Below are 26,621 nucleotides of genomic sequence, written 5' to 3'. Positions count from 1 at the left end.
CAACTCAAGAACGCGATCGCATTCTTCCCTATGATGCGGTGGAATTGATCGGGCGATCGATCGTGCTTGGGTGCATTGCGAATCCCCATTGCTGAAGCTGGTGGTAATAGCACTTTACCCGAATTGTTTGAGGTTGGGGAACTCCAAGAAATAAATTATCCAATATTGTGGGGTGGGCGTCTCGCCCACCCCACAAGAGTTAATTGAATATTTTTTATTTGGAAGTCCCTTACTGTTACTTTATTAAACAATTGTCGATAGCTGTTTTGCAAAATAGGCACGGTAGAGTTCGCAACGCGGTAAGATGCGATCGCCCTCAAAGCGAATTAATCCCAAACTTTCAAGCTTATAAGTCTCAATAGGATTAAGAGAAATACTTTGCTTTGCTGCCAAAATTTCAGCATAAGTCTTTGCCAGTCTAGTATTTTCTTGCAGTTTGATCAACTGTCGCCATAAATGATCGCGGTAGATGCCACCATTAGCGATCGCTTCCTCTATTATTTCTTGCAGCGTCATTTCGTGATACTTAAGATAGTACAAACTAATCTGAATTAGTGCTGGATGCCCTCTTACTAGTGACATTAGTTGGGTAAAATCTTTAGCTTTAAACCAGTCTAAACTATACCGCCTAGCTAAATCTTCTACTTGTAGTTGAGTAAAATCGTTCAGACGAATAGGTAGACCAATATTAAAAGGAGAGAGGTTAATATCCATAGAGATGTATTCTTCGGTTGAATAAACCATTACTAACCTCAGCTTTTGCCACTTGGGATTGTGTCTTACTTCCTCACACCACGATCGCAACAAAGCAAAAAACTCTTGACAAATGTGAGGATATTCAAAAAAATGGTCAACTTCATTCAACACCAAAACCACTGGGCTTTGACATTGTTCGAGCAAATAGTTTTCTAAATAGAAGCCGCTACTCAAGTTGTAGCCAATTTCTTCATTCCATTTTTCTTTGAGGTTGGGGTCAATACCTAATTGAGTTGCAATTTTCCAGCAAAGATGACGCAACAATTTATTTAAATCAGTTAGAGACTCATGATGAAATTGGTAGCAATTCAGATTTACAGTCTGATATCCTTGTTTCTGTGCAAAAGCACAAAGCCGCAACACAAGAGAACTTTTACCCATCTGTTTGGGTGACTTAATCCGAATTACGCAGCCACTAGTAATTACTTCTCGATAAACCTTTCTCTCTAATGGAGGACGTTCAATATAAAAAGGAGAAGTTAGAGGTATGGGGCCATCCGGGTATGACCAAAGATTTTCTATCTGTTCAGTTCGTGTGTGATGTTCTTCAACAACTGAGGTTAATTTGGAACGTTGAGATAAATCTTCTTTTATATTTGCAATAGACAATAATTTAGATGTTTCAGTCTCATTTACTTTGTTCGCTATGGTGTAGTCTTCGCTGTGTAATTCTAGATTAAAAGCGCTAAAGCAGAGTTTTATAGTTTTTTGATCTACACTTTCACTTAAAGACCATAATTTACTCAAAGTTCTAGTAGAAACATGAATGCGTGAGCTTATTTCTTCTAAACTCAAGTGTTCGCCTTTATTTTCTATTATTTCTACAGAAAGAATTGCTGATTGCAACCGTTTAATTCCTGTGGAAGTTAGTATAACTCCTCGCTTACGTTTAGTTTTATACATTGCTCTTTCAGGTATTTACTATAAATCAGTATCACAAGCAGTAATTTTTTCTATTTAACTACTGAAACTGTAATTAAATAAAGCAATTTTTGATACACTCTTATTTAATTTTGATTGAAATTTATTGGAACTGTAACCAACTAAGTTACATTATACTTGCTTGATAATAAATACTGACATCAATTATCTATTTTCCCCACTTTTCCTACTTTTCCTACTTTTTGACTCGGTGTTTTGATGGTTGTCTTGCAGTAACCGCTCACAGGAGTTATCCTGCTACTGTAAAAAACAAGTACGCGTAGATGGTAGATTAAAAAGTATTAATAAAAACTTCCTCGCCTACGTAATAACTTCGCCAAAAAAGATAGGGCTGCCGTAGTGGGCATTGGGTATTGAAAAGAGGCAGAGGGGCAGGGTGCGGGGGGCGGAGGAAAAAATTCTTCTCCCTTGCTTCTTCCCCAGTCCCCAGTCCCCACTTCCCTAAACCAAATCACCATTACGGGTAAACTTCTGACAATCCAACTCACCATCTTGCTGGACACATAGCGAAAACCATCTAATATGACTCCAGCAGGTGTTAATGCTGTTGGTAATTTTGCGCTTTTTCTTGGAAAGGCGTTGCCTTATGACTTCATTAGGGCAAAGAATTTCTAACGTACCCGTACCATCTTCGTAATTGACAATGCGAAATAGACAGTCTTGCAACATAGCACGGCTGCTGCTGTCGAAGAACCGCTTAAACCTCTGTAGCTTTTCCCCTTCAGTCATTTGGCTGATGGGTTTTATATTCAATAAATCCTCATCCTCAAGGTCGAAGTCATCATTTTCAAAGTCGTAGGGGTCTATCATTATAGTATTTACTCAATTGCTTTTGACTCACTCAAAGTTAACGTTACTGAACAGTTAAAAGCACGGGGTTTCATACCCAGGAGTTTTGATAAGCAAAGTAGTTAACTTACTATTCCAGGAATTGTGTAAGATAATTCCAGTGAACTGATGCGATAGCCTTTCATTTGTATGGAGGGTTTTTAAATATTTACAAACTTTCAATTACCCTGAAGAATAATGGCAGATTGGCAAGAAATAACAGGTGGCATCACAGCACCAAGAGGATATCAGGCGGCGGGAATTACCGCAGGATTGAAACCTTCAGGGTTGCCAGATTTAGCTTTGATATTTTCAGAGGTGGAAGCGATCGCAGCAGGTGTATTCACCACCTGTCAAGTGAAAGCAGCCTGTGTAGAATATTGTCGTCAACGCTTGCAAGCTAAACAAAGCGCTCGTGCCATTCTCTGCAACGCTGGACAAGCAAACGCCGCGACAGGTAATCAAGGCTGGTTTGATGCTTTAGAGTCTGCGCTAGCAATCGCCCAAGCCCTGAACATCTCATCTGAATCTGTGTTATTGGCTTCCACTGGGGTGATTGGTCAAAGAATTAAGATGGATGCCTTGCGAAGTGGGATTCCCAAGGTAGTAGCAGCACTATCAGACACAGCTTCGGATGCTGCTGCTGGGGCGATTATCACTACAGATTTGGTAACAAAATCTATTGCCCTAGAGACAACTATAAGCGACCGTCCAGTAAGAATCGGTGGTATTGCCAAAGGTTCCGGCATGATTCACCCCAACATGGCAACCATGCTGGCATTTGTGACTTGTGATGCTGTGGTTTCGCCTCACCTTTGGCAACAGATGTTAGCCAGGGCAGCTGATAGAAGCTTTAATTCCATTACCGTGGATGGTGACACCAGCACCAACGACAGCTTAATTGCCTTGGCAAATGGTCAATCTCGCACCCCCGCAATTATAGAATGGGGCGCAGAGGCAGAGAAATTAGAGGCGATGTTAACAGCAGTTTGCCAGCATTTAGCCAAAGCGATCGCTCGTGATGGTGAAGGTGCAACCTGTCTAATTGAAGTGGAAGTAACAGGGGCCCATGATGAAATCTCAGCCCGACAAATAGCTAAAACTATCGCTGGTTCATCCTTAGTTAAATCTGCAATCTTTGGACGCGATCCAAATTGGGGACGTATCGCCGCCGCCGCCGGACGTGCAGGTGTACCCTTTGAGCAAGAAAACCTGCAAATTAAGCTAGGGGATTTCTTAATGTTAGAAAATGGGCAACCCTTAACTTTTGATCGCGCAGCCGCAAGTGCTTATTTGAAAAAAGCATCAGTGGGTGCTTATCTGCAACAGGATACGGTGTTAATCTCCGTTAATGTTGGCAATGGTTATGGTGTGGGTAAAGCCTGGGGTTGTGATTTGAGTTATGACTACGTGAAGATTAACGCCGAATATACTACTTGAACTACTCCCAATTGTTTGCGTTGTAGAGACGCGATGAATCGCGTCTTTACCCAAGGATGTGTTGCAATCATTAATTGAATTGGCAGATAGTTGCGATCGCTGGATAATAAATAAACATATTTGGAGTATTTGCTTAGGTCTTCAACTTTCCCAGCTTTAAATCTCACTCTCATCGCAGTGCGCTCCTAAATTATAGGGATAACATAATGGTTGTGATAAATAAAAATTTATATATGACAAATAACTACTAAAATTAAGTTAAAAAGAAGTGAAGATAGTCAATCATAAAGTAAACATAATAGTCTTTATAAACAAGAGTCTATATGTTAAAAATTATTCCTATAGTTAAGGAAAATAGATAAATTTTTACTTATACATTCAATCTAATATTTGTTTAATAATCCTGAATCAAAGTTAATAATTTCGGCTTCAAAGGCTGTAAACTGATTTCAACAAGGTGAATGACACCTCTGCATCACATTAAAAAAGCAGAGTCAATAATTTAACCGAGTTCTTATACAGGTAGCTATTTCATTGATGAAATGGCTGGGATCCCTTGGTCAAATATAGCTTGATTAATCATTAATAATGCAAGAAACACAAGGTTTTTTGCCTAATTTGTCATAGCTACAAAAATAACATTTACCTTTTCAGGAGACATTATGACAGAATTTTTTAATCAAATTTCTCGCCGCAAATTTATCTTCACAGCCGGAGCATCTGCGGGTACTATATTCCTCAAAGGCTGTTTGGGTAATCCTCCTGAAAACCTCACTGGGGGAAGCACTCAAGTACAACCAACTGCTAAATCTGTTGTTAATATTAGTCCCGAACAAACACCAGAAACTACTACAGTCAAACTGGGATATATCCCAATTGTAGAAGCAGCTCCTTTAATTATTGCTAAAGAAAAAGGCTTTTTTGCCAAGTATGGGATGAAGAATATTGACCTTTCTAAACAAGCTTCTTGGGGTGCAGCCAGAGACAATGTAGAAATTGGTTCTGCGGGTGGTGGGATAGATGGCGGTCAATGGCAGATGCCAATGCCACATTTAATTACAGAAGGTTTAATTACCAAGGGCAATCAAAAAATTCCCATGTATGTATTATGTCAGTTAATTACACATGGAAATGGAATTGCGATCGCAAACAAGCACCAAGGCAAAGGTATTAGTCTACAACTCGCCAGCGCTAAGTCTTTATTTAAGGAATTAAAATCCTCAACACCCTTCACAGCTGCATTTACCTTTCCCCACGTCAACCAAGATTTGTGGATTCGCTACTGGTTAGCAGCAGGCGGCTTAGACCCAGATGCCGATGTCAAATTACTCACAGTACCGGCGGCGCAAACTGTCGCCAACATGAAAACCGGAACAATGGATGCCTTTAGTACAGGCGACCCCTGGCCTTATCGCCTGGTGCAAGACAAAATTGGCTACGTAGCAGCATTAACCGCAGAAATTTGGAAAAATCATCCTGAAGAATATCTCGCCATCAGAGGCGATTGGGTTGATAAAAATCCCAAGGCTACCAAAGCAATTTTAAAAGGAATTATGGAAGCCCAACAGTGGTTAGATAATTTTGACAACCGCAAAGAAGCGGCTGAAATTCTCGCTGGACGAAATTATTTCAACCTTTCTTCACCGGAAATTCTAGCCGATCCATACCAAGGTAAATATGACATGGGTGATGGTCGCAAAATCGGTGATAAATCAATGGCTGCTTACTACTGGAAAGATCAGAAAGGTAGTGTTTCTTATCCCTACAAGAGTCATGATTTATGGTTCATCACTGAAAACGTTCGCTGGGGATTCTTGCCAAAAGATTATCTAGACAATAATGCTGCTAAAGCGAAGGAACTGATCAACAAAGTCAACCGCGAAGATATTTGGAAAGAAGCTGCCAAAGAAGCTGGGATTGTAGCTGCTGATATTCCCACAAATACATCCCGTGGTGTAGAAGAGTTTTTTGATGGCATCAAATTTGACCCCGAAAACCCAGAAGAATATTTGAAGAATTTGAAAATCAAAAAGGTCAATATTTAGTCATTTGTCATTTGTCATTGGTAAAGGACAAATGACTAATAGAAAATAAAATTTGAGGAGAATACGGCATTATGACACTCGCCCAAAAACGCCCTGCAAGTCCTAGATTTAGTAATGGCTTTATAGCCAGTCTGCAAAAGCAATTTCCTGATCTGATACCACCTGCGATCGCCATATCAATCTTCCTCGTTCTCTGGCAACTCTTCGCCTGGATTCCGGGAGCCACATTACCAGGCCCAATACAGGTTATCCAAGACACTTGGGTTTTGATTTTCTGGCCATTTTATGACCGAGGTGGCATTGATAAAGGTCTGTTTTGGCAGATTCTCGCCAGTCTGCAACGGGTTGCCATCAGTTATACCTTAGCTGCGATCGTTGGTATTGCCTTGGGCATTTTGATTGGGGTTAATAAAACCATGTCCAAAGCTTTAGACCCCATCTTTCAACTACTTCGGACAGTACCACCTCTAGCTTGGGTTCCGATTTCTTTAGCAGCTTTACGACAAAACGAACCCGCAGCCTTATTCGTAATTTTCATTACCGCCATTTGGCCCATCTTAATTAACACTGCTGTCGGCGTTACCCAAATTCCTCAAGATTACAATAACGTCGCCAAAGTTCTGCAACTTAGCCGCAAAGAATATTTCACTAACATTTTGATTCCGGCGGCATTACCCTACATCTTTACCGGCTTGAGAATTGCGATCGGTTTGGCTTGGTTAGCAATTATCGCTGCCGAAATCGTCATGTCCGGTATTGTCGGCATCGGATTTTTTATCTGGGACGCTTATCAAAATAACAACGTCAGCGAAGTAATTTTGGCTCTAGTTTACATCGGTATTGTTGGCTTAGTGCTAGATAAAGCAATGGCTTGGCTACAAAACAAGATTTTACCAGCAGAACAGAAATAGTCATTTTTCATTAGTCATTGGTCATTTGTAAAAAGTTAAGGACTAATGACCACGTACTAAGGATTAATGGCAAAAAACAAATGACAAAGGACAAATGACAAAGGATAAATAAGTATGTTCGTAACTGTTGACCAAATTGATAAAGTTTTTGAATTAACTGGTGGTGGCAAATATATCGCCCTCAAAGGAATCGACCTCCAAATTAAAAAAGGAGAATTTGTTTCTCTTATTGGTCACTCCGGTTGCGGTAAATCCACATTATTAAATATGATTGCGGGTTTGGATTTGCCAACTGAAGGTATTGTCACTCTCGAAGGACAAAAAATCACCAAACCTGGCCCAGACAGGATGGTGGTGTTCCAAAATTATTCGCTATTACCTTGGCGGACGGTGAGAGAAAATATTGCCCTCGCCGTGGACTCGGTAATGAAAGGTTTACCCGCAGATGAACGCAACGCCATTATCGAAAAACATATAAATATGGTGGGTTTGCGTCCCCATGCTGACAAACAACCGGGAATGTTATCAGGTGGACAAAAGCAACGAGTTGCGATCGCCCGCGCCTTAGCGATTCGTCCCAAATTACTGCTGCTAGATGAACCCTTTGGTGCATTGGATGCACTCACACGCGGCAATTTGCAAGAACAACTCATGCAAATCTGCGAAGAAAATGAAGTCACTGCGGTGATGGTGACACATGATGTCGATGAAGCGGTGCTGTTATCTGACAGAATCGTGATGTTAACCAACGGCCCCGAATCTAAAATCGGCGACATTTTAGAAGTGGATATTCCCAGACCCCGTAAGCGGATGGAAGTAGTTGAACATCCCAGCTACTACAGCTTGCGGAGTGAGATGATTTACTTCCTCAATCAGCAGAAACGGATTAAGAAAATTCGGGCGCGGAAAACTGCCGACGTTGCCCGTCATGGATTAGAAAAAGTTAACCTAGAAATTGGCTTTTTACCGCTTACCGCTTGCGCCCCTTTGGCAGTTGCTAAGGAAAAAGGCTTTTTTGTCAAGCATGGTTTAGATGAAGTTAACCTCGTGCGCGAAAGCAACTGGCGGGGTATTGTCGATGGCATAAGTGGCGGTTATTTGGATGCGGCTCAAATGCCTTCAGGGATGCCCATGTGGCTAACTTTGGGAGGACATAATAATCAACCTCTGCCCGTTGTCACCGCCCTTACCATGACTCGCAACGGTAACGCCATCACCTTGGCAAAACACTTTTACGACCAAGGGGTGCAAACCTTATCAGATTTCAAAAGATATCTGCTTCGCACCCGCGAACAACGGCACACAATGGGGGTAGTGCATCCCGCATCTATGCATAACTTGCTGCTGCGTTACTGGTTAGCAGCTGGAGGAATTGACCCCGACACTGATGTAGATATGAAGACCATTCCCCCAGCGCAAATGGTAGCCGACTTAAAAGCCGGAAGCATTGATGGTTACTGCGTTGGCGAACCTTGGAACTACCGCGCCGCCGTGGAAAATGTCGGCTTTACCATTGCTACTGACTTAGAAGTTTGGTTCGGGCATCCCGGAAAAGTTCTTGGTGTGCGAGAAGATTGGGCAGAAAATTATCCCAATACGCATATTGCTTTGACTAAAGCTTTGCTGGAAGCTTGTCAGTATTGTGCAAATCCCGATAATGCCCAAGAGATTCGGCAAATTTTAGCAGGGCGAGAGTACGTCAGCACTGATTTAGAATACATTCAACTCGAAGATCCAGATAGTCTCACTTGTGACTTAGACCATCCGTTGCAAGACTATGCCCATCACCAGTTTTATTCTGAGTCTGCCATTAACCGCCCCAGTCGCACCGAACAAATTTGGATTATGAGTCAATTGGCGCGTTGGGGTGATACTCCCTTCCCCAGAAATTGGGTAGAAGTTGTGGAACGGGTGTGTCGAGTGCGAGTTTTTAGCACCGCCGCACGAGAATTAGGTTTGGATATTAGCTATATTCGCCAACCGATCAAACTGTTCGATGGTACTCCCTTTAACGCCGACGATCCGATCGCTTATCTCAACAGCTTGAAAATTAAATGTGATTTTTCAGTCGCGGAAGTTGTTCTTGATGCACCTAGAAGGAGACTCGCTTCATAAAAAAATCGTGAGAGAAAGTAAGGAGTGGAAGGAGTAAAATATCTTACTTCTTGTGGGGTGGAAGACACGAGTGCCCGTAATTAAAGGCGGGCAAGATGCCCACCCCACAAGATTAAATAATTTCAGTTGTTAAAAATCTCTTGAACTCCGTTAAAGAGTCTTTGAACCTCATTAATAAACCTCTAGGTTGCAGCGACTAGTCCCCAATCCCTAATTCCCAGTCTCCAATACCCAATACCCAATACCCAAATACCATGCAAAACCGCAACTCAACAGCTACAAACACACTAGGAAAACCATTAACCACTGCAACCACCAGCCACAGACCTTTCCTAGAAATTAAAGACGTTACCAAAGTCTATCCTACAAAGAAAGGCCCCTTCACCGTACTCGACGGCGTTAACCTCAACGTCGAACAAGGCGAGTTTATTTGCGTCATCGGCCACTCTGGCTGTGGCAAATCGACACTGTTAAATATGGTATCCGGTTTTAACTTTCCCACCTCCGGGCAAGTGTTACTCGAAGGAGAACCCATTACCCAACCAGGCCCAGACAGGATGGTTGTCTTCCAAAACTATGCATTGCTACCTTGGCGAACTGCTTTTGAAAATATTTACTTAGCTGTTAACGCCGTTTATCCCAACAAACCACAAGCCGAAAAAAGAGCGATCGTCCGCGATCATTTGGCAATGGTGGGACTGGCGGACGCAATGGAAAAGAAACCGATGCAAATGTCCGGCGGGATGAGACAACGGGTTTCTATCGCCCGTGCTTTGGCGATTCGTCCGAAAGTTTTAATTTTAGATGAACCTTTTGGGGCGCTGGATGCCATTACCAAAGAAGAATTACAAGAAGAATTGCTGAAAATTTGGGGCGATAACCGTTGTACAGTGCTGATGATTACCCACGACATCGACGAGGCACTATTTTTAGCAGATAAATTGGTGATGATGACCAATGGCCCCCATGCAAAGATTGGCGAAGTTATGGAAATTCCTTTTTCTCGTCCGCGCGATCGCAGCCGCATTATGGAAGACCCGCAATATTACCAACTGCGTAACTATGCCCTAGACTTCCTCTTTAACCGCTTTGCCCATGATGATGTAGGTTAAGCTAATCCTGATTCATTTTTTCCAGAATAATTCTTTGTTCTTCCCGTCATCACCTCGCATGGTGGCGGGAATCATGCCTTGGGATTCCAGCTAATTTTTCTGACATAACCAAAATACCCTGCTTCTAAAAAGCGAAAGTAATATTGGAGAGATAAGAAGACTTGATTTTGGATTATTTTCCATGATACTCTGCATTTATCTCTTTAACTACTGTTTGTCGATAGACTTATCGTAATTTTAATAGCGGACTGTATTTTTCATTTGAATTAGCCATAGTTGGCACAAGTAATTTCTAAAACTGTCTTGAGAAAAAACTTATGGTCATTACACAAAGACGTAAACTTGGACGTTCAGAACTAGAAGTATCACCGCTATCTTTTGGTGGCAACGTGTTTGGGTGGACAATTGATGAAAATACTTCATTTGAAATTTTAGATCGCTTTCTAGCGGCTGGAGGTAATTTTATTGACACAGCCGATGTCTATTCCAAGTGGGTTCCAGGGAATCAAGGTGGAGAGTCTGAGGCAATTTTAGGAAAATGGCTCAAGCAGCGTAATAATCGCGATCGAGTGGTAATTGCTACTAAAGTTGGCAACGATTTGGGTGTTAAAGGCAAAGGGCTTTCTCGTAAATACATCCAACAAGCTGTTGAAGACTCATTGCAAAGGTTACAAACTGATTATATCGATTTATATCAATCACATATAGACGATGAAACTACTCCACTTGAAGAAACTCTTGAAACCTACGGAGAATTAATTAGTCAAGGAAAAGTACGTGCAATTGGTGCTTCAAATTATAGTGCAGAACGTCTCTTACAAGCATTAGAAATCAGCCGTAAGTATAGCTATCCTCGCTACGAAAGTCTTCAGCCTCGTTATAACTTGTATGACAGAGATGATTATGAACAAGATTTACAAAAAATTTCCCAAGAACAGGAAATTGGTGTGATTAACTATTCCTCTCTGTGCAGTGGCTTTCTCTCTGGTAAATATCGCTCAGAAAAAGATTTGTCTATTAGTCTCCGTGGTAATTCCGTAAAAAGATATTTAAATCCTCGTGGTTTCCGAATTCTAGAGGCAATTGATCGAGTGGCAAAGACTTATAATTCCACTCCCACCCAAGTTTCTTTAGCGTGGTTGATTGCTAATCCAAGCATTACCGCTCCTATTGTTAGTGCAACAAAAATTGAGCAACTCGACGATATCATTAAATCTGTCAATCTTAACCTTGATAAAGATGCAATTGACCTTCTCAATCAAGCCAGTTCTTCAGAAATTTAGTTAGGAAACTCCAAGAAATAAATTATCCAATATTGTAGGGTGGGCAACGTGAGTGCCCAGTCCATAAGATGGCTATCGTGTCGCCCACCACACAAGATTTAATTGAATATTTTTCTATTTGGAAATCCCTGAAGAAAAACCCTTGATTTTTTAATAATTATCATTACGTAGCTTCTCTTGCTTAGTTGTACGAATACAAATGATTTTCCCACACATTAAGGATCAACATGACTAGCACAATTTCTTTTGACCGAGTGTCTGATATTTACGATGCAACTAGGGGACTTCCACCAGGGATTTCTGAGCAAGTCACCGACTTTATTCTCAATCTAGTTTCACCAACAGCAGAGACTAAATTCTATGAAACGGGTATCGGTACTGGCAGAATTGCTGTTCCAATTGCTAAAAGAGGTTATTCATACACTGGTGTAGATGTTTCCGAAAAGATGTTGGCTGAACTGCACCAAAAATTAGAGGGTGTATCTCACCGATTAACAGCAATCAAAGGAGATGCTACGGCTTTACCATTTGATGATAATTCTTTTGATGTAGCTTTAACAGTTCATGTGTTTCACCTGATTGCGGCTTGGAAGCAAGCTTTAGCAGAAATCCGCCGCGTTCTCAAACCTGGTGGTATTTTGCTCTACACTCACGGTCAGGCTGCCTCTGTTAAGGCTGATGAAGATGTCAATTCGCAGAGATGGGAATTTACTGAGCGTTGGAAAGCTATATTAGATGGCTACGGTCATCCTTTACCCCATTACGGTGCGACAGAAGAAGAGGTGTTAACAGAGTTGCAAGCACAAGGTGCTACTTTATCCACCGAAATTGCTGCCCAATGGCGAGTTGAAGATACTGTGGGCAAATTGCTAGAAAACCAAGAAAACAAAATCCAAAGTGCAGCTTGGACGATTCCTGATGAGATATTTACTCGTGCTGTTCAAGACTTGCGGGAGTGGGCTTTGCAACACTACGGTTCACTAGATTATATTTTGCCCCAAGAACGTCAGTTCAAAATTGTTGTAGTACGCAATTGGGCTTAATTTTATGATGCGCTAGCAAATTGGTAGCTTCTACAGTCGTCTTCATGCCTGGTATTGGTTTTATAAATTGGAGCATGAGTAAATATATTAGAGGAGCAGTGCTTGCGATCGCATGATTCTTCACTGTTCTTCATGCCTCAGATTAATTTTTGCCAATACCATTGCACAGATGGCGATCGCTGTGAGCAATATTTACGTCAGTATCTCCTAACAGAATGGCGATCTCAAATAGTTCCCGCGCGGTGCTGCACCATCAGCAACAGGGATTAGTCCCAAATCCCCAATTAAAATACAGGGATGATTGTGTCTTTAAAGGTGGTGTTGATAAAATCTCTAACTTTGGGATTGATAAACAGTTGATTGAGCTTTTGAATGTTGGGGTCATTTTCTTTTGAGTGCAAAGTTACCAAACCTGTTGCATATTTTTTGTCGTTAGTTGGGGCTTGTAGGATGGGTGCGAGGTCTAACTTTGCCAGCTTCAGCAAGGTTGCGTATGTTACTCCTAAATCTACATCATCCAGCGCTCTGACAACGGCAGGCCCCTCTACTTCCTTGATTTGTAGTTTTTTAGGATGTTCGATCGCATCTCTAATAGTGAACAAGCCACTGGAATTGTCTTTCAAATTGATTAAGCCATTATCTCTGAGTAATTTTAAACCGCGATCGCGGTTAATTGGATCGCTGTGAACGACAGCTGTTGCACCCACAGGAACCTCATTGACTGATTTTATTTTTAGCTTTTTCGAGTAGAGTCCAAATACACTGATATAACTGCGATTGAGTATCACCAGATCCAAATTGAGGTTCTTAGCAGCATCCTGCATATAGGCTTGATGCTGGAAGAAGTTAGCATCAATTTCTCCACTCTGAAGTGCGTTGTTGATTTGCACCCAATCGCTAATCTTCACAATTTGAATCTCCAAGTTTTGGTTCGGGGCAAGATTTTTTTGAATAAACTTCAAAATATCTTCAGGAACAACACTTGCAACCCCGATTTTGACTCTATTAACTTGTTGAGATGGTTGGTTTTGACTAGATTTGGATGAACAACTGGCAATGAGAGTAGATGCGATCGCCGATCCGGTTGTGAGCAGAAAATAGCGGCGCTTGATCCCTGTTGAAACTTTGTGTGTGACACTCATCTCGATTATCTTGTAGTTTAAAATGAAGGCACGACAGTACCCTTATAGTTGGTGTTGATAAAATCTTTTAATTTCGGATCTATAAGCAATTTATTGAGTTTTTGGATGTTGGGGTCATTTGCTTTTTCGGGCAAAATTGCCAAGCCTGTGGCATATTTTTTGTCGGCAATCCCAATATCATCTAATGCAATGGGGGTAAGATTTATCTTGGCTTGGAGAAGGAAGGATGAATATGCCACAGCTAAATCAAGATCGTCCAATGCTCTCGCAAGGGCGTAATTGTCTAATTCCTTAACTTTGAGATTTTTGGGATGGGCAATTATATCTTGCACCGTGAAATACTCACCTGACTTTTCTTTCAAATTGATTAAACCAAGGTGTTTCAGAAATTTCAAAGCGCGATCCTGATTACTATCATCATTAGAAATACCAATTGTCGCCCCTACCGGAATTTCAGCAATCGTTTTTATTTTTAACCGTTTTGAGTAGAGTCCAAATACAGTAGTATAGCTGCGATTGAGCATGGTAAAATCCGCATTCAGTCTTTTAGCGGCTTGCTTCATAAACAGTTCATGCTGGAAAAGATTAGCATCAATTTCGCGATTTTTCAGGGCATCATTAATTTTTACCGAATCACCAATTGTCACAATTTGGAACTCTAAGCCTTGACTCGGAGCTAGTTCTTTTTGAACAAATTTTAAAATATCTTCAGTGACAGTATTTCGAGAGCCGACTTTCAGTAGTGATGTTTTAGCTGGCTGAGTAGTTGACTGGCTGACTAATTGACTCGTTGGTGAATTTTGCTTGGGTGTGCAACTGGCGAAAAGAATCGATGCGATCGCTGACCCTGTTGTGACGAGAAAATAGCGGCGCTTTATCCCTGTTGAACTATTTACTTTGTGTTTTCCACTCATTCGATCATCTCCTCATTTAGAATACAGGTCAATCGTGCCTTTGTAGATGGCGTTGGTTCGATTCGGTTAACAAATTTATCTGTTGAGGCAAGCAGGGGAGCCAGGGGAAGAAAAATTAACTTTTTTCCTCAATTCATAACGAATTAACTTTGGCAAAATTCTGCGTATCTACCCTGCGGGAAGGCAAAGTGCCTATGCGTTTCCCTCTGTGTTCCTCTGCGTTTAAAAAAGTTACGAACTTATGCAAAGCTGTACTTAGTAGGATGAGCATTGCTCAACCGACACAACATTACTAATCATTCACACTGACAAGTTTAGGTAGTTGAGCAACTGGAATATCAAGCACGTATGAGAGAATTTCTTGCCGCCATGCGTCATAAATTATTGGCAGTTCTTTCACTTCTCCAATACCAAGGGCAACTTGATTTATTTCCCAGTAGTTTTTCAGATAGGCATTGCGTCGTCGCTGACCTTCATTGTCTAATTCAATAATCTGTTCAATCAGTTCAGATTTTTGAGATGGGGAAACATTGCCGTAGTTGTTACGCCACCAATCAATCACGCCAATCCGGTGTTCCGTCTCGTCTGGAAGAATTCTCTCAGCGCCAAATTTACTAGTTTCTGGGTCATTAATTTTGGTTAAACGCCGATTAATTAGTAGGGTTGCAACAATGTGGAGTTCGTAATGAAACTCGTAGGCGAGAAACCCTAACAAGCTGCGAGTAGACAAATCTCCGATGAAACTCCAGTGTTCCTGTACCTGGCGTTTAATTTCATTAATTGGATCGTATCCCAAGATTGTTTTAACGCGATCGCGACTATATTGAGCGTGTGCCCCATCATCTCCTAACTGTCGGCTCAAAAACAGTTGCAAGTGTAGGTCATCTGGAATTAAGTTAGCGATCGCATAGGCAGAAACTTGAACAATATAGGAATCATGGGCCGCTCCAGCAATGAGATACTGAGCAAAGTTTTCCAGTTCTTCTTTTGAGGATATAGGTCGTGGTTCCTCAACAGGGGTAGCTGGAATATGGGGAGCAAGTCTAGCGAACAATTTGTTGGCGGTTTCAGTTTCAAAATCACGATAGCCTGGACGTGCTATAGCTACAGTCATATATAAACCTCAATGCAAAATTTACTGATTGTTGTAGAGACGGCGATTTATCGCGTCTCTTGCCTTAGGGACTTCCAAATAAAAAAATACTCAATTATTTCTTGTGGGGTGGGCATCTTGCCCGCCTTGGGCTATGGGCGGGCAAGATGCCCACCCCACAAGATTAGATAATTTATTTGTTGGAAGTCCCTTAACTGAACACTATTGCGACTGGCGGATAGCGCAGCGTCTCCGGCTCCATTTCTGAATTCTTCTTCAATTAGAAGTCCTTCAAACTGGAACAGCCTCACGTTTTTGGCGAGCATATCGGCTCTCTGGCCTTTCCAGTCCATAGTGTTCTCGGAGGGTGCGACCAGTATACTCAGTGCGGAAAATACCCCGACGGCGCAACTCTGGCACAACAAAATCAACGAATGTTTCCAACCCTGAGGCGATTACGTCTGGAACTACATTGAACCCACCGACTGCACCCGATAAAAACCATTCCTCGATGGAATCTGCCACCTGTTCCGGCGTTCCGACGATAATTCGGTGCATCGTACCGCCACCGCCTAGCGCTTTAATCAACTCGTGCACAGTTAGATTGCCACGCCTAGCAACATCAACTGCAACTTTGAACATAGTTTGATTCCCATCTACTGGCAATGGCAAATTCTCAGGCAAACCTTTGTCCAACTGCAAAACCTCCGGCTCGACCTGAAGTATATTAGCTAACCTACCAAGCCCGTATTCAATTGGTACTAGTTCCCAAAGTTCTTGTTCGCGGCGCTTTGCTTCCGCTTCCGTACTGGCAATAACGGTGACAAGACCTGGTAGGATGACAATTGAATTTGGCGATCGCTTAAATTTCCTAGCGCGGTCACGTAAATCATTGGCATAAGCAATTGCCTGTGGTAGCGATTGGGCAGATGTAAAGACCACTTCTGCATATTTCGCTGCCAAGTCTCGGCCATCATCAGAGCCGCCAGCTTGTACCAAAACTGGCCGACCTTGTGGCGATCGCGGCACATTCAACGGCCCTTGTACAGAAAAATACTTACCCTGGTGATTTATTTTATGTACGCGAGAGGTATCGATAAAACGCGCAGAAGCTTTATCACCAATGAATGCGTCGTCCTCCCAACTATCCCAAAGGGCTTGTACTACCTCAGTAAATTCCCCGGCTCTTTCATAACGTGAGCCATGTGAGACTACATCGGTCTGGCTAAAGTTCTGAGCAGCTTCAACATTAGCCGTTGTGACGACATTCCAACCGACGCGGCCGCCACTGGCATGATCTAACGACGCAAAGCGACGGGCAATATTATAGGGTTCATTATATGTAGTAGATGCTGTGGCAATCAAGCCAATGCGTTCGGTAGCTGCCGCCACTGTCGCCAGAGCGATCGTTGGCTCCAGCGATTGAAATGGTCGATATTCAGGATGATCGCTAAGAGCAGGATGATCGGCAAGAAAAACTGCATCGAAAGTTCCGCGCTCACACAGCTTGGCTGTACGCACATAATATTGAGCATCCGCATTAAAAGCACTGGGATTACTATCAGGCCAACGCCAAGCCGAGCTATAGTTGCCAGCATTATTAAAAAGTAGATTCAGGTGTAATTGAGGACGATTAGTCATTATTTTGATTCCCATTACGAATTACGAATTAGCCAGTCGTTACCGAATTGAACTTCCGGCTCAACTCAACACTGACATCAATTTTTTTAGTGATATCTCCCGATTCCAGCAAGATATCGGCAATACGTTGTTGACGCTTCACAAGCTCATCATCAATCGGAACGAATGCTGCTGAACTTACTGAAGCGAAGTATTTTGCTCGTTTGGGTGTCTGCTTGCGTTTTTCGACGTAAACCTTTTCCACAACATCAAGATTTTTGGCAAACCACGACCAGTGAGTGCGTAATCTGGTTAAAAATTCAGCCAGTGCTTTGCTCTTATCAGCATCGGCAATCACGTCATTGCGCGCCGCGAAAGCAGTAGCCCCTAAAATTCCGAGGTCTTCTCCATATACTAAAACACGGGATTTACCGCTATCAACATCTTCCTTGATCGCGCCCAAACTCCCCGAATACGCGTCAGCACGACCTGATGTGAACGCCGCAGCGGCCGCAGAGCCGTCAACAAGCATCACAGGTTCAATATCAGTAGCTTTCAACCCTGCTTTGCTCCGCGACAAAACGTATGTTAAATAATTTAATCCCCCAAAATTGGAAGTCCATTTCTTGCCACGCAAATCTGCGAGTGTCTTAATATTGGCGCTGGTACGCACGGCCGTGACATACGTCCGAAATGATGGATCGGGGTTCTTCCACAAAGCCACGATCTGGAGAGGGATATTCGCCTCCGTCCATTCGGTTTTTGCCCGGCCTTGCTCAATGATTAATGAAGTGTCACCCAACAAACCGACATCAATGGCTTTAGAGTAAAGTGCCGAGAGTTGCGCGGCAGGGCCAGGAATAATCGCCCATTGCAAATCGAATGGTAATCCATCCAGTACCCCAGATGCGATTACGGTTTCTTGTAAAGCGTTATCTTGTAAACCGACAATCAGCTTGAGTCTGTCTGAGCTAGAACTCACAGGTTTGGCTGTGACTGAAGCTTTGTCACTTTCGCTCTTGGGAAGATCGCGGCAGCTAGCAAGTACTCCAACAGTAAATGCTCCCAGAGATATAAGAGTGCGCCGTCTGTTAAATCTCATCAGTGGTCTCCAGTTCAACGCTCCACAAGTTTGGCTGTACGTACATAATTGGGCGTAGTTGTAAATGATTGGTCAAATTAAAAGCTTGTGTAGCCTCGTAACCTCGTTCCCAGCCTCCAGGCTGGGAATGTATTCCCAGAGGCTCTGCCTCTGGTCAAGAAAGAGGAGGCAGAGCCTCTCAGAATGGGTTCCCAGCCTGGAGGCTGGGAACCAGTTAATTAATTATTTGCTCATGCAGATGGTACTGTTGCCGAATTAAACTTGCGGGTGTTATGAACAGTGACATCGATTTTTTTAGCAATCTCTCCCGCTTGAAACAATCTATCGGCAAGATTTTGGTTACGCTTGAGCAAATCATCATTAACGGGAAAAAAGGCGGCAAAGCTTTGTGCTGCGAAATATTTTGCTAACTTAGGTTTTTGCTTGCGTTTCTCGATGTAAATCTTTTCGACAGTATCGAGATTTTTGCCATACCAGTCGTAGTGCTTGCGGACTCGCTCGAAGAACTCAGCCAGCGCCTTGCTCTTATCTGGATCGCGAATGACATCTGTGCGAGCTGTGAAAGCACCACCAGCGAACATTCCTAGATCCTCCGCGTGAAGCAAAATCCGCGCTTCACCACTATCTAGGGCTTCCTTAATCGTGCCGACGCTTCCCGAAAACACATCAGCACGACCGGCTTTAAATGCAGAACCAGCAGCAGCTCCGTCAACGAGTTGTATATAGTTGATATCTGTCACCTTCAGCCCCGCTTCGATTCGTGACAAGACGTACATGAAATAATTGATCCCACCAAAATTTGAGACCCATTTTTTACCCCGGAGATCCGCCAATGTTTTGATATTGGCACTGTTGCGTACAGCAGTGATGGTGGATCGGTATGCTGGATCGGGGTTCTTCCGATAAGCCACGTTCTGGATAGGGGCGGTTTCCTCTGTCCATTCAAATTTTGCATTACCTTGTTCTACAATCAGCGTACTGTCACCCACCAAACCGACATCGATCGCTTTGGAATAGAGTGCAGCTAACTGGGCAGCAGGCCCCGGAATCACTGCCCATTGCAGATCGAAGGGCAATCCTTCTAGTACCCCAGAGGCAGCGACAGTTTCTTGTAAGGCGTTATCCTGTTGTCCGACAATCAGCTTGACTCGCCCAGTGCTAGAACTCACAGGTTTGGCTGTGATTGAAGCTTTATCACTTTCGCTTTTGGAAAGATCGCGGCAGCTGGCGATCGCTCCCGCAGTCAGTGCGCCAAGGGATACGAGAACGTCACGTCGGCGAAATCTCATGATTGCCTCCAGTTCGACACAACTGTATTTTCGATGATGTGGTTTGGTAATACGCCGAGTTCTGCCAAAAGGCGAATGCGGAGGGCTACAAAAGCCGGATCGGCGCGATCGCGGGGTTTGTCCACATTGACTGTTAAATCAAGGCCCACAGAGCCGTTTGCCAGTACCAGAATGCGATCGGCAAGTAGGATTGCTTCGTCAACATCGTGGGTGACGAGAACGACAGCAGGATGGTGGCGTTCCCAGAGTTGAGCGACTAGTTCGTACATTTTGATCCGAGTCAGGGCATCAAGGCTAGCGAATGGCTCGTCGAGAAGCAGCAGACTCGGCTCTCTTACCAAGGCTCTAGCCAGGGCCACGCGTTGAGCTTCCCCACCGGAGAGGGTTTTGGGCCAAGCATCAACATGGTTGCGAAGTCCGACTTCCTCCAAAGCTTGCAGTGCATCTCGGCGTGCGCCACGTCCTTTGTGTCCCAATATCACGTTTTCCCAGACTCGTTTGGCCAGAATGAGCCGTGGCTCTTGGAAAACAACTGCGCGGTTTGCCGCGACTCGAACTGAGCCGCCATCGCTTCTGTCAAGTCCCGATAACAGGCGCAGCAGTGTAGTTTTACCAGTACCGGAGGGGCCAAGCACTGCAACAAATTCTGCGGGACGGATTGTCAGATCAATACCGTCGAGAACAGCCCGTTTGCCAAAGATGCGGCGGACGTTGGTGAGTTCAACCGCATGGAACGAGCTAATTTGGGTTGGTGTGTAAACGTGATTAACTAAGGACAATGTTAGGCCTCCAAGGTAGAGCTAGCCATTCAATTAGACGCATCACAACATCATTGGTAATGCCAAGCACTGCATAAACGATGATGCCTGCAATGATGATGTCGGCGCGCTGGTTAGCGTTGGCATTGTTGAGGATATAGCCGATGCCCGATCGCGCATTGATTTGCTCGGCTACAACTAGCGCCAGTAAGGAGGTTCCGGCGGAGAAGCGTAGACCAACCAAAATGGAAGGTAATGCGGTCGGGAGGATTACATGGCGCACTGTCTCCTGGCGCGAAAGCCCGAAGACGGTAGCAGCTTCTAAGAGTTTGGGATCAACACCGCGAACACCTGCGTAGGTATTTAAATAAATGGGAAAGATAGTGGCAACAGTAATCACAATAATCTTGGCTGTCTCATCGATGCCAAACCAAGTAATGAACAGTGGAACGAGGGCGATAAATGGAATCGTTCGCAACATCTGGAGTGGCGCGTCGAAGATTTCTTCACCAATCCGCCACAGTCCAGCAAATAGCCCCAGCCCCAGACCAATTGTGCCGCCGATGGCTAAACCGGTTAAGGAACGCGATAAGGAAGTTGGTAGTGCTTCTTGGAGGTCGCCGAGTCTGATTAACTCTGCAAATGCCGCTAAAATATCCGTCGGAGACGGGAGAATCTGCGGTGGGACGATGCCAAATGCCGAAACCAGCTGCCAGAGGATGATAATCAATGCTGGACTGGCTACTCTCAGCAGCCGACCACGCCAAAGATCCCAGACCTCATGCCAGGGCGATCGCTTGCTTCTGGCGCTGAGATCCACAAGCACTAGAGGTTGATCGAATAGTTCTGCGTCTGGTTGAACCCCGCTTGAATCGAAAGCACTCACGATAAAAACCTGAATTTTATTTATGGTGAATTAAGATAATCTGATACGGAATAAAGATGATTTCCAAAAAAAGATTTTCCTACTTTGGCGAGATCGGTGCTTTCGCCTTGAGATCCAGATAAATTTTAATCTACTAAAAATCTATCGGATTGTCGTAGATTGATAATCCCAAATTTTGTACAAGTTGTCAATTTGTTTTAATGTCTTTTTGCAACACAGATTCCAGGTTGAAAGCAGAGATGTTGAAGCGATAATTTTTCTACGAGACGCTGTGCGAAGGTTAAGTTGCGTTAACGCATTTAGGCAATGGCTTCAAAATTGCGATCGCTGTGAATCAAAAGTCAGCTATTTTCCAGTTTTGTTTATCAGCATTATCAGGCAGTAGGCATAGCTCTTCGTAGACATCGCCTGACTTCACTTATGTAAGCGAAACATTGCACTGGCTATTTCAACTTTTTTTATCCCCTTTCGGGGTAGTGCGATCGTAAAGCTCGAACGCTTCTCCAATCTCGGTTACTGTGAGCAGTTTCCATCCCCTTTCGGGGCGATGTAATTGTAAAGTTGTTCGTGTTGCAGCGTGATCGGCGGGGAAATGTAGTGTTTCCATCCCCTTTCGGGGCGATGTGATTGTAAAGTTTTGCGGCAATCGTGTTGGGGCTTGTCTATGTATGGTTTCCATCCCCTTTCGGGGCAATGTGATTGTAAAGAGTTCACTTCTGGAAGCTTTACAGGGAAAGGGTTTGAGATATCCCAATCGACGCATCTCTGAAAAATGAAAAAAATCTTTCAAAAATTTGTCAATTTTGCAGCTTGGAAACGTTGCTGCATAAGGCATCGACGCATCTCAACGTTCGCGTAGCGTCTCGTAGAGAAGTTATAGGGTTTTCAAGGTTCGGGCGAGATGCGTCGATGAGCGACGCACAATGTTTTTAAAATAAAACTTTTTAGGGATTTTGGTCAAATTTATTACGCAATTGTTACAAAAAACTAGGGGATTTTGAGCGATCGCATCTCTACGCCAAGATTACAACGGTTTTTATGTATTCAGACCACAGGACTTACGCAAAATAATGAAAAACGAACCGCATTCGCGCAGCGTCTCGTCAGAGAAGGACGCAAAGGACACAAAGGAATAAGAGTTTCAGAGAGTGAGATAAAGAGTAGCGATCGCACTTGTGACAAAAAACTAAGCTGTAATGACGTAAAGTTGTAGTCTGTGCGTAAATCCAGAAAAGTAGCGATCGCACTTATGACAAAAAACTAAGCCGTTAAAATCGTAGATTAACTATCCTTGAAAAAACGGTTGATGGGGCGCGTTAGTCCCAGATTTTCGCGTAGGGTGTTACCTTCATACTCTTTACGGAAGATTCCCCGCTGTTGGAGTTCTGGGATAACCTTGTCTATAAAATCATTCAATCCTTCAGGCAGATAAGGGAACATGATGTTGAAACCGTCAGACCCTTCCTCAGTCAGCCATTGCTCCATGTCATCGGCTATGGTTTGGGGCGTGCCGACAAACGCCAGTCCGCCGTAACTGCCGACGCGTTGAGCCAGCTGTCTAATAGTCAACTTCTCACGTTGCGCCACCGCAACTACTCGTTCGCGAGAACTTTGCCCGGCGTTAGTCTGCGGAATTTCCGGCAATGGGCCATCTGGATCGAAGCTCGAAACGTCGTAGCCAAGTGCGCCATTCAAGCTAGCAATACCACTGTCATAGTGTACCAGACTATCTAAATGGGCACGCTTGGCGATCGCCTCTTCCACAGTTTCGCCTACGATGACCAAAGCACCTGGAAGAATTTTGATGCTTTCTGGGTCGCGTCCAATAGCCCACGCTCGTTTCTTAATATCAGCAAATAAAGCCTTACCTGCTTCCAGATTACTAGCAGGTGCAAACACAACCTCGGCAGTTTCGGCCGCTAATTGCCGTCCTGCTTCGGAAGCACCAGCCTGAACAATCACCGGCCAACCTTGGACTGGTCTAGCGATGTTCAACGGCCCCCGCACTGAGAGATGTTTTCCCTGATGATCCAAAACGTGAATTTTTGCGGGATCGAAATAAATTCCTGATTCTACATCTCGAATAAAGGCATCGTCGGCGAAGGAATCCCAAAGACCAGTGACGACATCATAGAATTCTCTAGCGCGCACGTAGCGTTCATCATGCTCTACTTCTTCTTTCAAACCAAAGTTGAGCGCTGCATCTGGATTGGATGTGGTGACAATGTTCCAGCCGGCGCGGCCGCCACTGATATGGTCAAGAGACGCGAACCGACGGGCAATGTGGAAAGGCTGATCGTAAGTTGTGGAAGCAGTAGCAACGAGTCCGATGTGTTCAGTAACGCTGGCGAGGGCAGAAAGCAGAGTGAAAGGCTCGAAAGAAGTGATGGTGTGACTGCGTTTTAGTGCGTTGATTGGCATATTTAGCACAGCTAAGTGATCCGCCATGAAGAATGCGTCAAATTTGCCCTGCTCTAGTTTCTGGATGAATTGTTTCAGCGCCGGGAAGTTAAAATTGGCATCAGGCAAAGCCCCAGGATAGCGCCAAGCGCCTGTATGTATGCTTACTGGGCGCATGAACGCGCCTAGCTTTAATTGCTTTGATCTGCTCATTAGCTCTCCATAAACATTAGTTTTAAACGCGCCACTTTACTAATGGTTTATACAATAAATGAATTCAATTAAGAAGTAAAAAGATAATTCCCATAAATCAATTGAGGGGATTTGATAAGGATCTATTATTTCGCTCTATGAGATACCAAAGGCGATCGCGGCACGTTCCACTCGAAATAAATGTTTTTATTTCTTGGAGTTCCCTTAGGTTAATATTGCTCCACCCATTAATCGCTCATACCGATACTTCAACTCTTCTTTCATCAAATACCAACGCTCTAAAGTTGCATCCATCTCTATAATTTTTTCTGCTGCTTGCCGCGCTAAAAGTAAAACTTCCTCATCTTCAAGCAAACTCGCTAAGGTAAAATCTGGCACGCCTGATTGACGAGTTCCCAGTACTTGCCCTGGCCCACGAAAACGCATATCCATCTCAGAAATGAAAAAACCATCCTGAGATTGTTCCAATACCTTCAAACGTTGTTGAGCATCAGGACTTCTGGAACTGCTCATCAACAGACAGTAAGACTGAGCCGCGCCACGACCGACACGCCCCCGCAGTTGGTGCAGTTGTGATAAGCCAAATCGTTCCGCATTTTCAATGAGCATCACCGTAGCATTCGGTACGTCTACACCAACCTCAACAACGGTAGTGGAAACTAAGACCTGTGTTTGGTTATCACGGAATTTGGTAATAGATTCGTCTTTTTCAGCTGAACTCATGCGACCGTGCAGCAGCCCCACTTGAAAGTCGGGAAAAATGCTTTCCTGTAACTTTTGATGCTCATCAACAGCCGATCGCAAATCCAGTTTCTCTGATTCTTCTACCAAGGGTAAAACCACATAAACTTGTCTACCTTGGGCAATTTCTCGGCGGATGAGGTCATAAGCATGGTTGCGTTGCTGACCTGACAATACTGTTGTCTGAATCTTTTGCCGCCCTGGTGGTAACTCATCAATCTGGCTGACATCTAAATCCCCGTGTATTGTCAGTGCTAGGGTTCTGGGAATTGGGGTAGCTGTCATCGTTAAGACGTGGGGTTGATTGCCTTTTTGCTGCAAACGCGCCCGTTGTTCTACCCCAAAGCGATGCTGTTCATCTATCACTACTAAGCCTAGCTGTTGAAAGTTTACAGGGTCTTGAATCAAGGCATGGGTTCCCACTAATAGGGGTAATTCACCAGTTCCTAACTGAGAATGTATTTGTCTTCGTTTAGCAGCTTTAGTGGAACCTGTCAGTAATTCCACTGGTAAATGCAAGAGATTAAACCAACTAACTAACTTGCGATAATGTTGTTCTGCTAAAACTTCTGTGGGAGCCATCAGCGCTGCTTGGTAGCCAGATTGAATTGCCGCGAGAATAGCCAGTACGGCGACAACTGTTTTCCCAGAACCGACATCACCTTGCACCAAACGATTCATTGGCACAGGTTTTTGCAAGTCGTTAAGAATATCGTTGAGGACTCGTTGCTGTGCGCCAGTGAGTTGAAAAGGTAATATTTCGTAGAATTTCTCTACAAGTTGACCGCGTGGAACGAGGATGGCGCTAGTTTGAATCGCTCTTGCTTGCTGTTGACGTTGCAGTAAACCAAGTTGTAGATAGAAAAATTCATCAAAGACTAGGCGACGACGGGCAACTTGTAGAGCGGTGCTATCGCTAGGAAAATGGATATTAGCGATCGCATCTTTCAATTCCATCAAACCATATTTCTGGCGCAAACCACTTGGCAGAGGGTCTTTCAAGTTAGCCGCAGCAGGCAAAGCAGTAATTACCGCCTGTCGTACTGTATTCGCCACTACACCCTCGGTTAGTCCATAAATCGGCACTACTCGCCCAATATTTAGCGACTCAATCGTATCTCCTGGATTTGCCAAAACCTCTAGTTCGGGATTATCCAGTGTCAAGCCGTATTTACTTTCTTTCACCAACCCACACGCCGCCAGAATACTACCGACTGGATAACGGCGTTTTAAACTTTCTTGCCATGCGCGACTACTAAAGCGCGTACCTGCGTAAAAACGACCAATTTTGATTTGACCGCTATTATCTTTTACTACAAGTTCTAAAATTGATAATTTCTGATTTTTCGGGCTAGTAAAGCAGTTGCAACGCTTCACAGTTGCCACTATTGTTACTGTTTCACCCGCCTGTAACTCACGGATATTCACCTGACGCGCATAATCAATATGGTCGCGAGGATAGTAAAAAAGCAAGTCGCGGACGGTGTGTAAACCAAGCCGTGCTAAATTATCAGCTTTTTTAAAACCGATTTCTGGCAAATCACTGAGTTTTTGCTCAATTGTTGGTGCAAGTCTCCGACTCACCTCAGCAACAATTGAAGATTTCGGATTTTGGATTTTTAATTGATTAATTCTCCCCTGCTCCCTGCTCCCTGCCCCCTGCCCTCTGCTCTCTGCCCCTTGCTTCCCCTCCTCTTGCTGTAGTTGTGATAGATACCTGCGAGTTTCAGCAACTAAGTGTTGTCTTTCTTCCAATGCTAGATGTGGATAACTGGCAAATTGCACCGCTAGTCCTTGCCAACGGCGGCGTTCAGTTTGGGGTAAGCCTGTTGGGAATTTGCCCAAAGTTAGGCTCAAAAATTCACTGAAACGGTATTCTCTGCCTATCAAGTCTGTAAAGCCACGTTCGGCTTCTATTGCCAAGGCTTTATGCAATCGTATCCAATCTGGTTTTTCATTAGTCATTGGTTATTAGTCATTAGTCATTG

The 26,621-nt window shown here is 43.8% G+C and carries 21 protein-coding genes; 7 read left to right on the top strand and 14 right to left on the bottom strand.

Features of this window, described 5'->3' with window-relative positions; all coding sequences use genetic code 11:
- Window positions 1-243 precede the first annotated feature (243 nt).
- Window positions 244-1,659, bottom strand: coding sequence for an AAA-like domain-containing protein (locus V7L31_RS20395; protein ID WP_334697932.1), 1,416 nt, complete (start codon window positions 1,657-1,659; stop codon window positions 244-246).
- A gap of 480 nt (window positions 1,660-2,139) precedes the next feature.
- Window positions 2,140-2,508, bottom strand: a complete 369-nt coding sequence (locus V7L31_RS20390) for a hypothetical protein (protein ID WP_334697931.1) — start codon at window positions 2,506-2,508, stop codon at window positions 2,140-2,142.
- A 216-nt stretch (window positions 2,509-2,724) separates the two neighbouring features.
- On the opposite strand from V7L31_RS20390, the gene argJ reads away from it, so the two are divergent.
- Window positions 2,725-3,966 carry a bifunctional ornithine acetyltransferase/N-acetylglutamate synthase gene (argJ, locus tag V7L31_RS20385; RefSeq protein WP_334697930.1) on the top strand — a complete coding sequence of 414 codons (1,242 nt, stop codon included), beginning with the start codon at window positions 2,725-2,727 and terminating at the stop codon, window positions 3,964-3,966.
- Here argJ and V7L31_RS20380 read toward each other — a convergent pair.
- The gene (locus V7L31_RS20380) at window positions 3,933-4,139 is read right to left on the bottom strand and encodes a hypothetical protein (protein ID WP_334697929.1); all 207 of its coding nucleotides are present in this window, start codon (window positions 4,137-4,139) and stop codon (window positions 3,933-3,935) included. The two genes, argJ and V7L31_RS20380, sit on opposite strands and share 34 nt — an antisense overlap.
- Before the next feature lie 489 nt (window positions 4,140-4,628).
- Between V7L31_RS20380 and V7L31_RS20375 the strand changes: the two genes are divergently transcribed.
- The 6 genes from V7L31_RS20375 (at window position 4,629) to V7L31_RS20350 (ending at window position 12,475) form a co-directional block, all read left to right on the top strand.
- On the top strand, window positions 4,629-6,011 hold the full coding sequence (locus V7L31_RS20375; protein ID WP_334697928.1) for a CmpA/NrtA family ABC transporter substrate-binding protein: 1,383 nt from the start codon (window positions 4,629-4,631) through the stop codon (window positions 6,009-6,011).
- A 71-nt stretch (window positions 6,012-6,082) separates the two neighbouring features.
- Entirely contained in the window at window positions 6,083-6,922 is an 840-nt protein-coding gene (gene ntrB, locus V7L31_RS20370) for a nitrate ABC transporter permease (RefSeq protein WP_334697927.1), read from the top strand.
- 108 nt (window positions 6,923-7,030) lie between these two features.
- Window positions 7,031-9,037 carry an ABC transporter ATP-binding/substrate-binding protein gene (locus V7L31_RS20365; RefSeq protein ID WP_334697999.1) on the top strand — a complete coding sequence of 669 codons (2,007 nt, stop codon included), beginning with the start codon at window positions 7,031-7,033 and terminating at the stop codon, window positions 9,035-9,037.
- A 254-nt stretch (window positions 9,038-9,291) separates the two neighbouring features.
- Window positions 9,292-10,149 carry a nitrate ABC transporter ATP-binding protein gene (locus V7L31_RS20360; RefSeq protein WP_334697926.1) on the top strand — a complete coding sequence of 286 codons (858 nt, stop codon included), beginning with the start codon at window positions 9,292-9,294 and terminating at the stop codon, window positions 10,147-10,149.
- 317 nt (window positions 10,150-10,466) lie between these two features.
- Entirely contained in the window at window positions 10,467-11,432 is a 966-nt protein-coding gene (locus V7L31_RS20355; RefSeq protein ID WP_334697925.1) for an aldo/keto reductase, read from the top strand.
- Window positions 11,433-11,659: 227 nt separating this feature from the next.
- Window positions 11,660-12,475, top strand: coding sequence for a class I SAM-dependent methyltransferase (locus tag V7L31_RS20350; RefSeq protein ID WP_334697924.1), 816 nt, complete (start codon window positions 11,660-11,662; stop codon window positions 12,473-12,475).
- 284 nt (window positions 12,476-12,759) lie between these two features.
- Here V7L31_RS20350 and V7L31_RS20345 read toward each other — a convergent pair whose 3' ends face one another.
- The 11 genes from V7L31_RS20345 to recG all read right to left on the bottom strand — a co-directional run bounded on the left by V7L31_RS20345 (window position 12,760) and on the right by recG (window position 26,598).
- On the bottom strand, window positions 12,760-13,617 hold the full coding sequence (locus tag V7L31_RS20345) for a MetQ/NlpA family ABC transporter substrate-binding protein (protein ID WP_334697923.1): 858 nt from the start codon (window positions 13,615-13,617) through the stop codon (window positions 12,760-12,762).
- A gap of 17 nt (window positions 13,618-13,634) precedes the next feature.
- Window positions 13,635-14,531, bottom strand: coding sequence for a MetQ/NlpA family ABC transporter substrate-binding protein (locus V7L31_RS20340; protein ID WP_334697922.1), 897 nt, complete (start codon window positions 14,529-14,531; stop codon window positions 13,635-13,637).
- 292 nt (window positions 14,532-14,823) lie between these two features.
- Window positions 14,824-15,645, bottom strand: a complete 822-nt coding sequence (locus V7L31_RS20335; protein WP_334697921.1) for a hypothetical protein — start codon at window positions 15,643-15,645, stop codon at window positions 14,824-14,826.
- 270 nt (window positions 15,646-15,915) lie between these two features.
- Entirely contained in the window at window positions 15,916-17,265 is a 1,350-nt protein-coding gene (locus V7L31_RS20330) for an LLM class flavin-dependent oxidoreductase (protein ID WP_334697920.1), read from the bottom strand.
- A gap of 28 nt (window positions 17,266-17,293) precedes the next feature.
- Window positions 17,294-18,346, bottom strand: coding sequence for a PhnD/SsuA/transferrin family substrate-binding protein (locus V7L31_RS20325; protein ID WP_334697919.1), 1,053 nt, complete (start codon window positions 18,344-18,346; stop codon window positions 17,294-17,296).
- A 230-nt stretch (window positions 18,347-18,576) separates the two neighbouring features.
- Window positions 18,577-19,635 (bottom strand): hypothetical protein, encoded by a 1,059-nt coding sequence (locus tag V7L31_RS20320; RefSeq protein ID WP_334697918.1) that lies wholly within the window; start codon window positions 19,633-19,635, stop codon window positions 18,577-18,579.
- Window positions 19,632-20,414 carry an ABC transporter ATP-binding protein gene (locus V7L31_RS20315; protein ID WP_334697917.1) on the bottom strand — a complete coding sequence of 261 codons (783 nt, stop codon included), beginning with the start codon at window positions 20,412-20,414 and terminating at the stop codon, window positions 19,632-19,634. Before V7L31_RS20315 ends, V7L31_RS20320 begins: the two co-directional genes overlap by 4 nt.
- On the bottom strand, window positions 20,401-21,279 hold the full coding sequence (locus V7L31_RS20310) for an ABC transporter permease (RefSeq protein ID WP_334697916.1): 879 nt from the start codon (window positions 21,277-21,279) through the stop codon (window positions 20,401-20,403). Before V7L31_RS20310 ends, V7L31_RS20315 begins: the two co-directional genes overlap by 14 nt.
- 448 nt (window positions 21,280-21,727) lie before the next feature.
- A complete protein-coding gene (locus tag V7L31_RS20305; protein ID WP_334697915.1) occupies window positions 21,728-21,958 on the bottom strand; it encodes a hypothetical protein in 231 nt (76 codons plus the stop codon).
- A gap of 602 nt (window positions 21,959-22,560) precedes the next feature.
- Window positions 22,561-23,892 (bottom strand): LLM class flavin-dependent oxidoreductase, encoded by a 1,332-nt coding sequence (locus tag V7L31_RS20300; protein WP_334697914.1) that lies wholly within the window; start codon window positions 23,890-23,892, stop codon window positions 22,561-22,563.
- Window positions 23,893-24,096: 204 nt separating this feature from the next.
- Entirely contained in the window at window positions 24,097-26,598 is a 2,502-nt protein-coding gene (recG, locus tag V7L31_RS20295; protein ID WP_334697913.1) for an ATP-dependent DNA helicase RecG, read from the bottom strand.
- Between the last annotated feature and the right edge of the window lie 23 nt (window positions 26,599-26,621).

The sequence above is a fragment of the Nostoc sp. genome (assembly GCF_036916655.1).
In the GTDB taxonomy this organism is placed as follows: Bacteria; Cyanobacteriota; Cyanobacteriia; order Cyanobacteriales; family Nostocaceae; genus Nostoc.
This window is presented reverse-complemented; position numbering and strand designations above follow the sequence as displayed.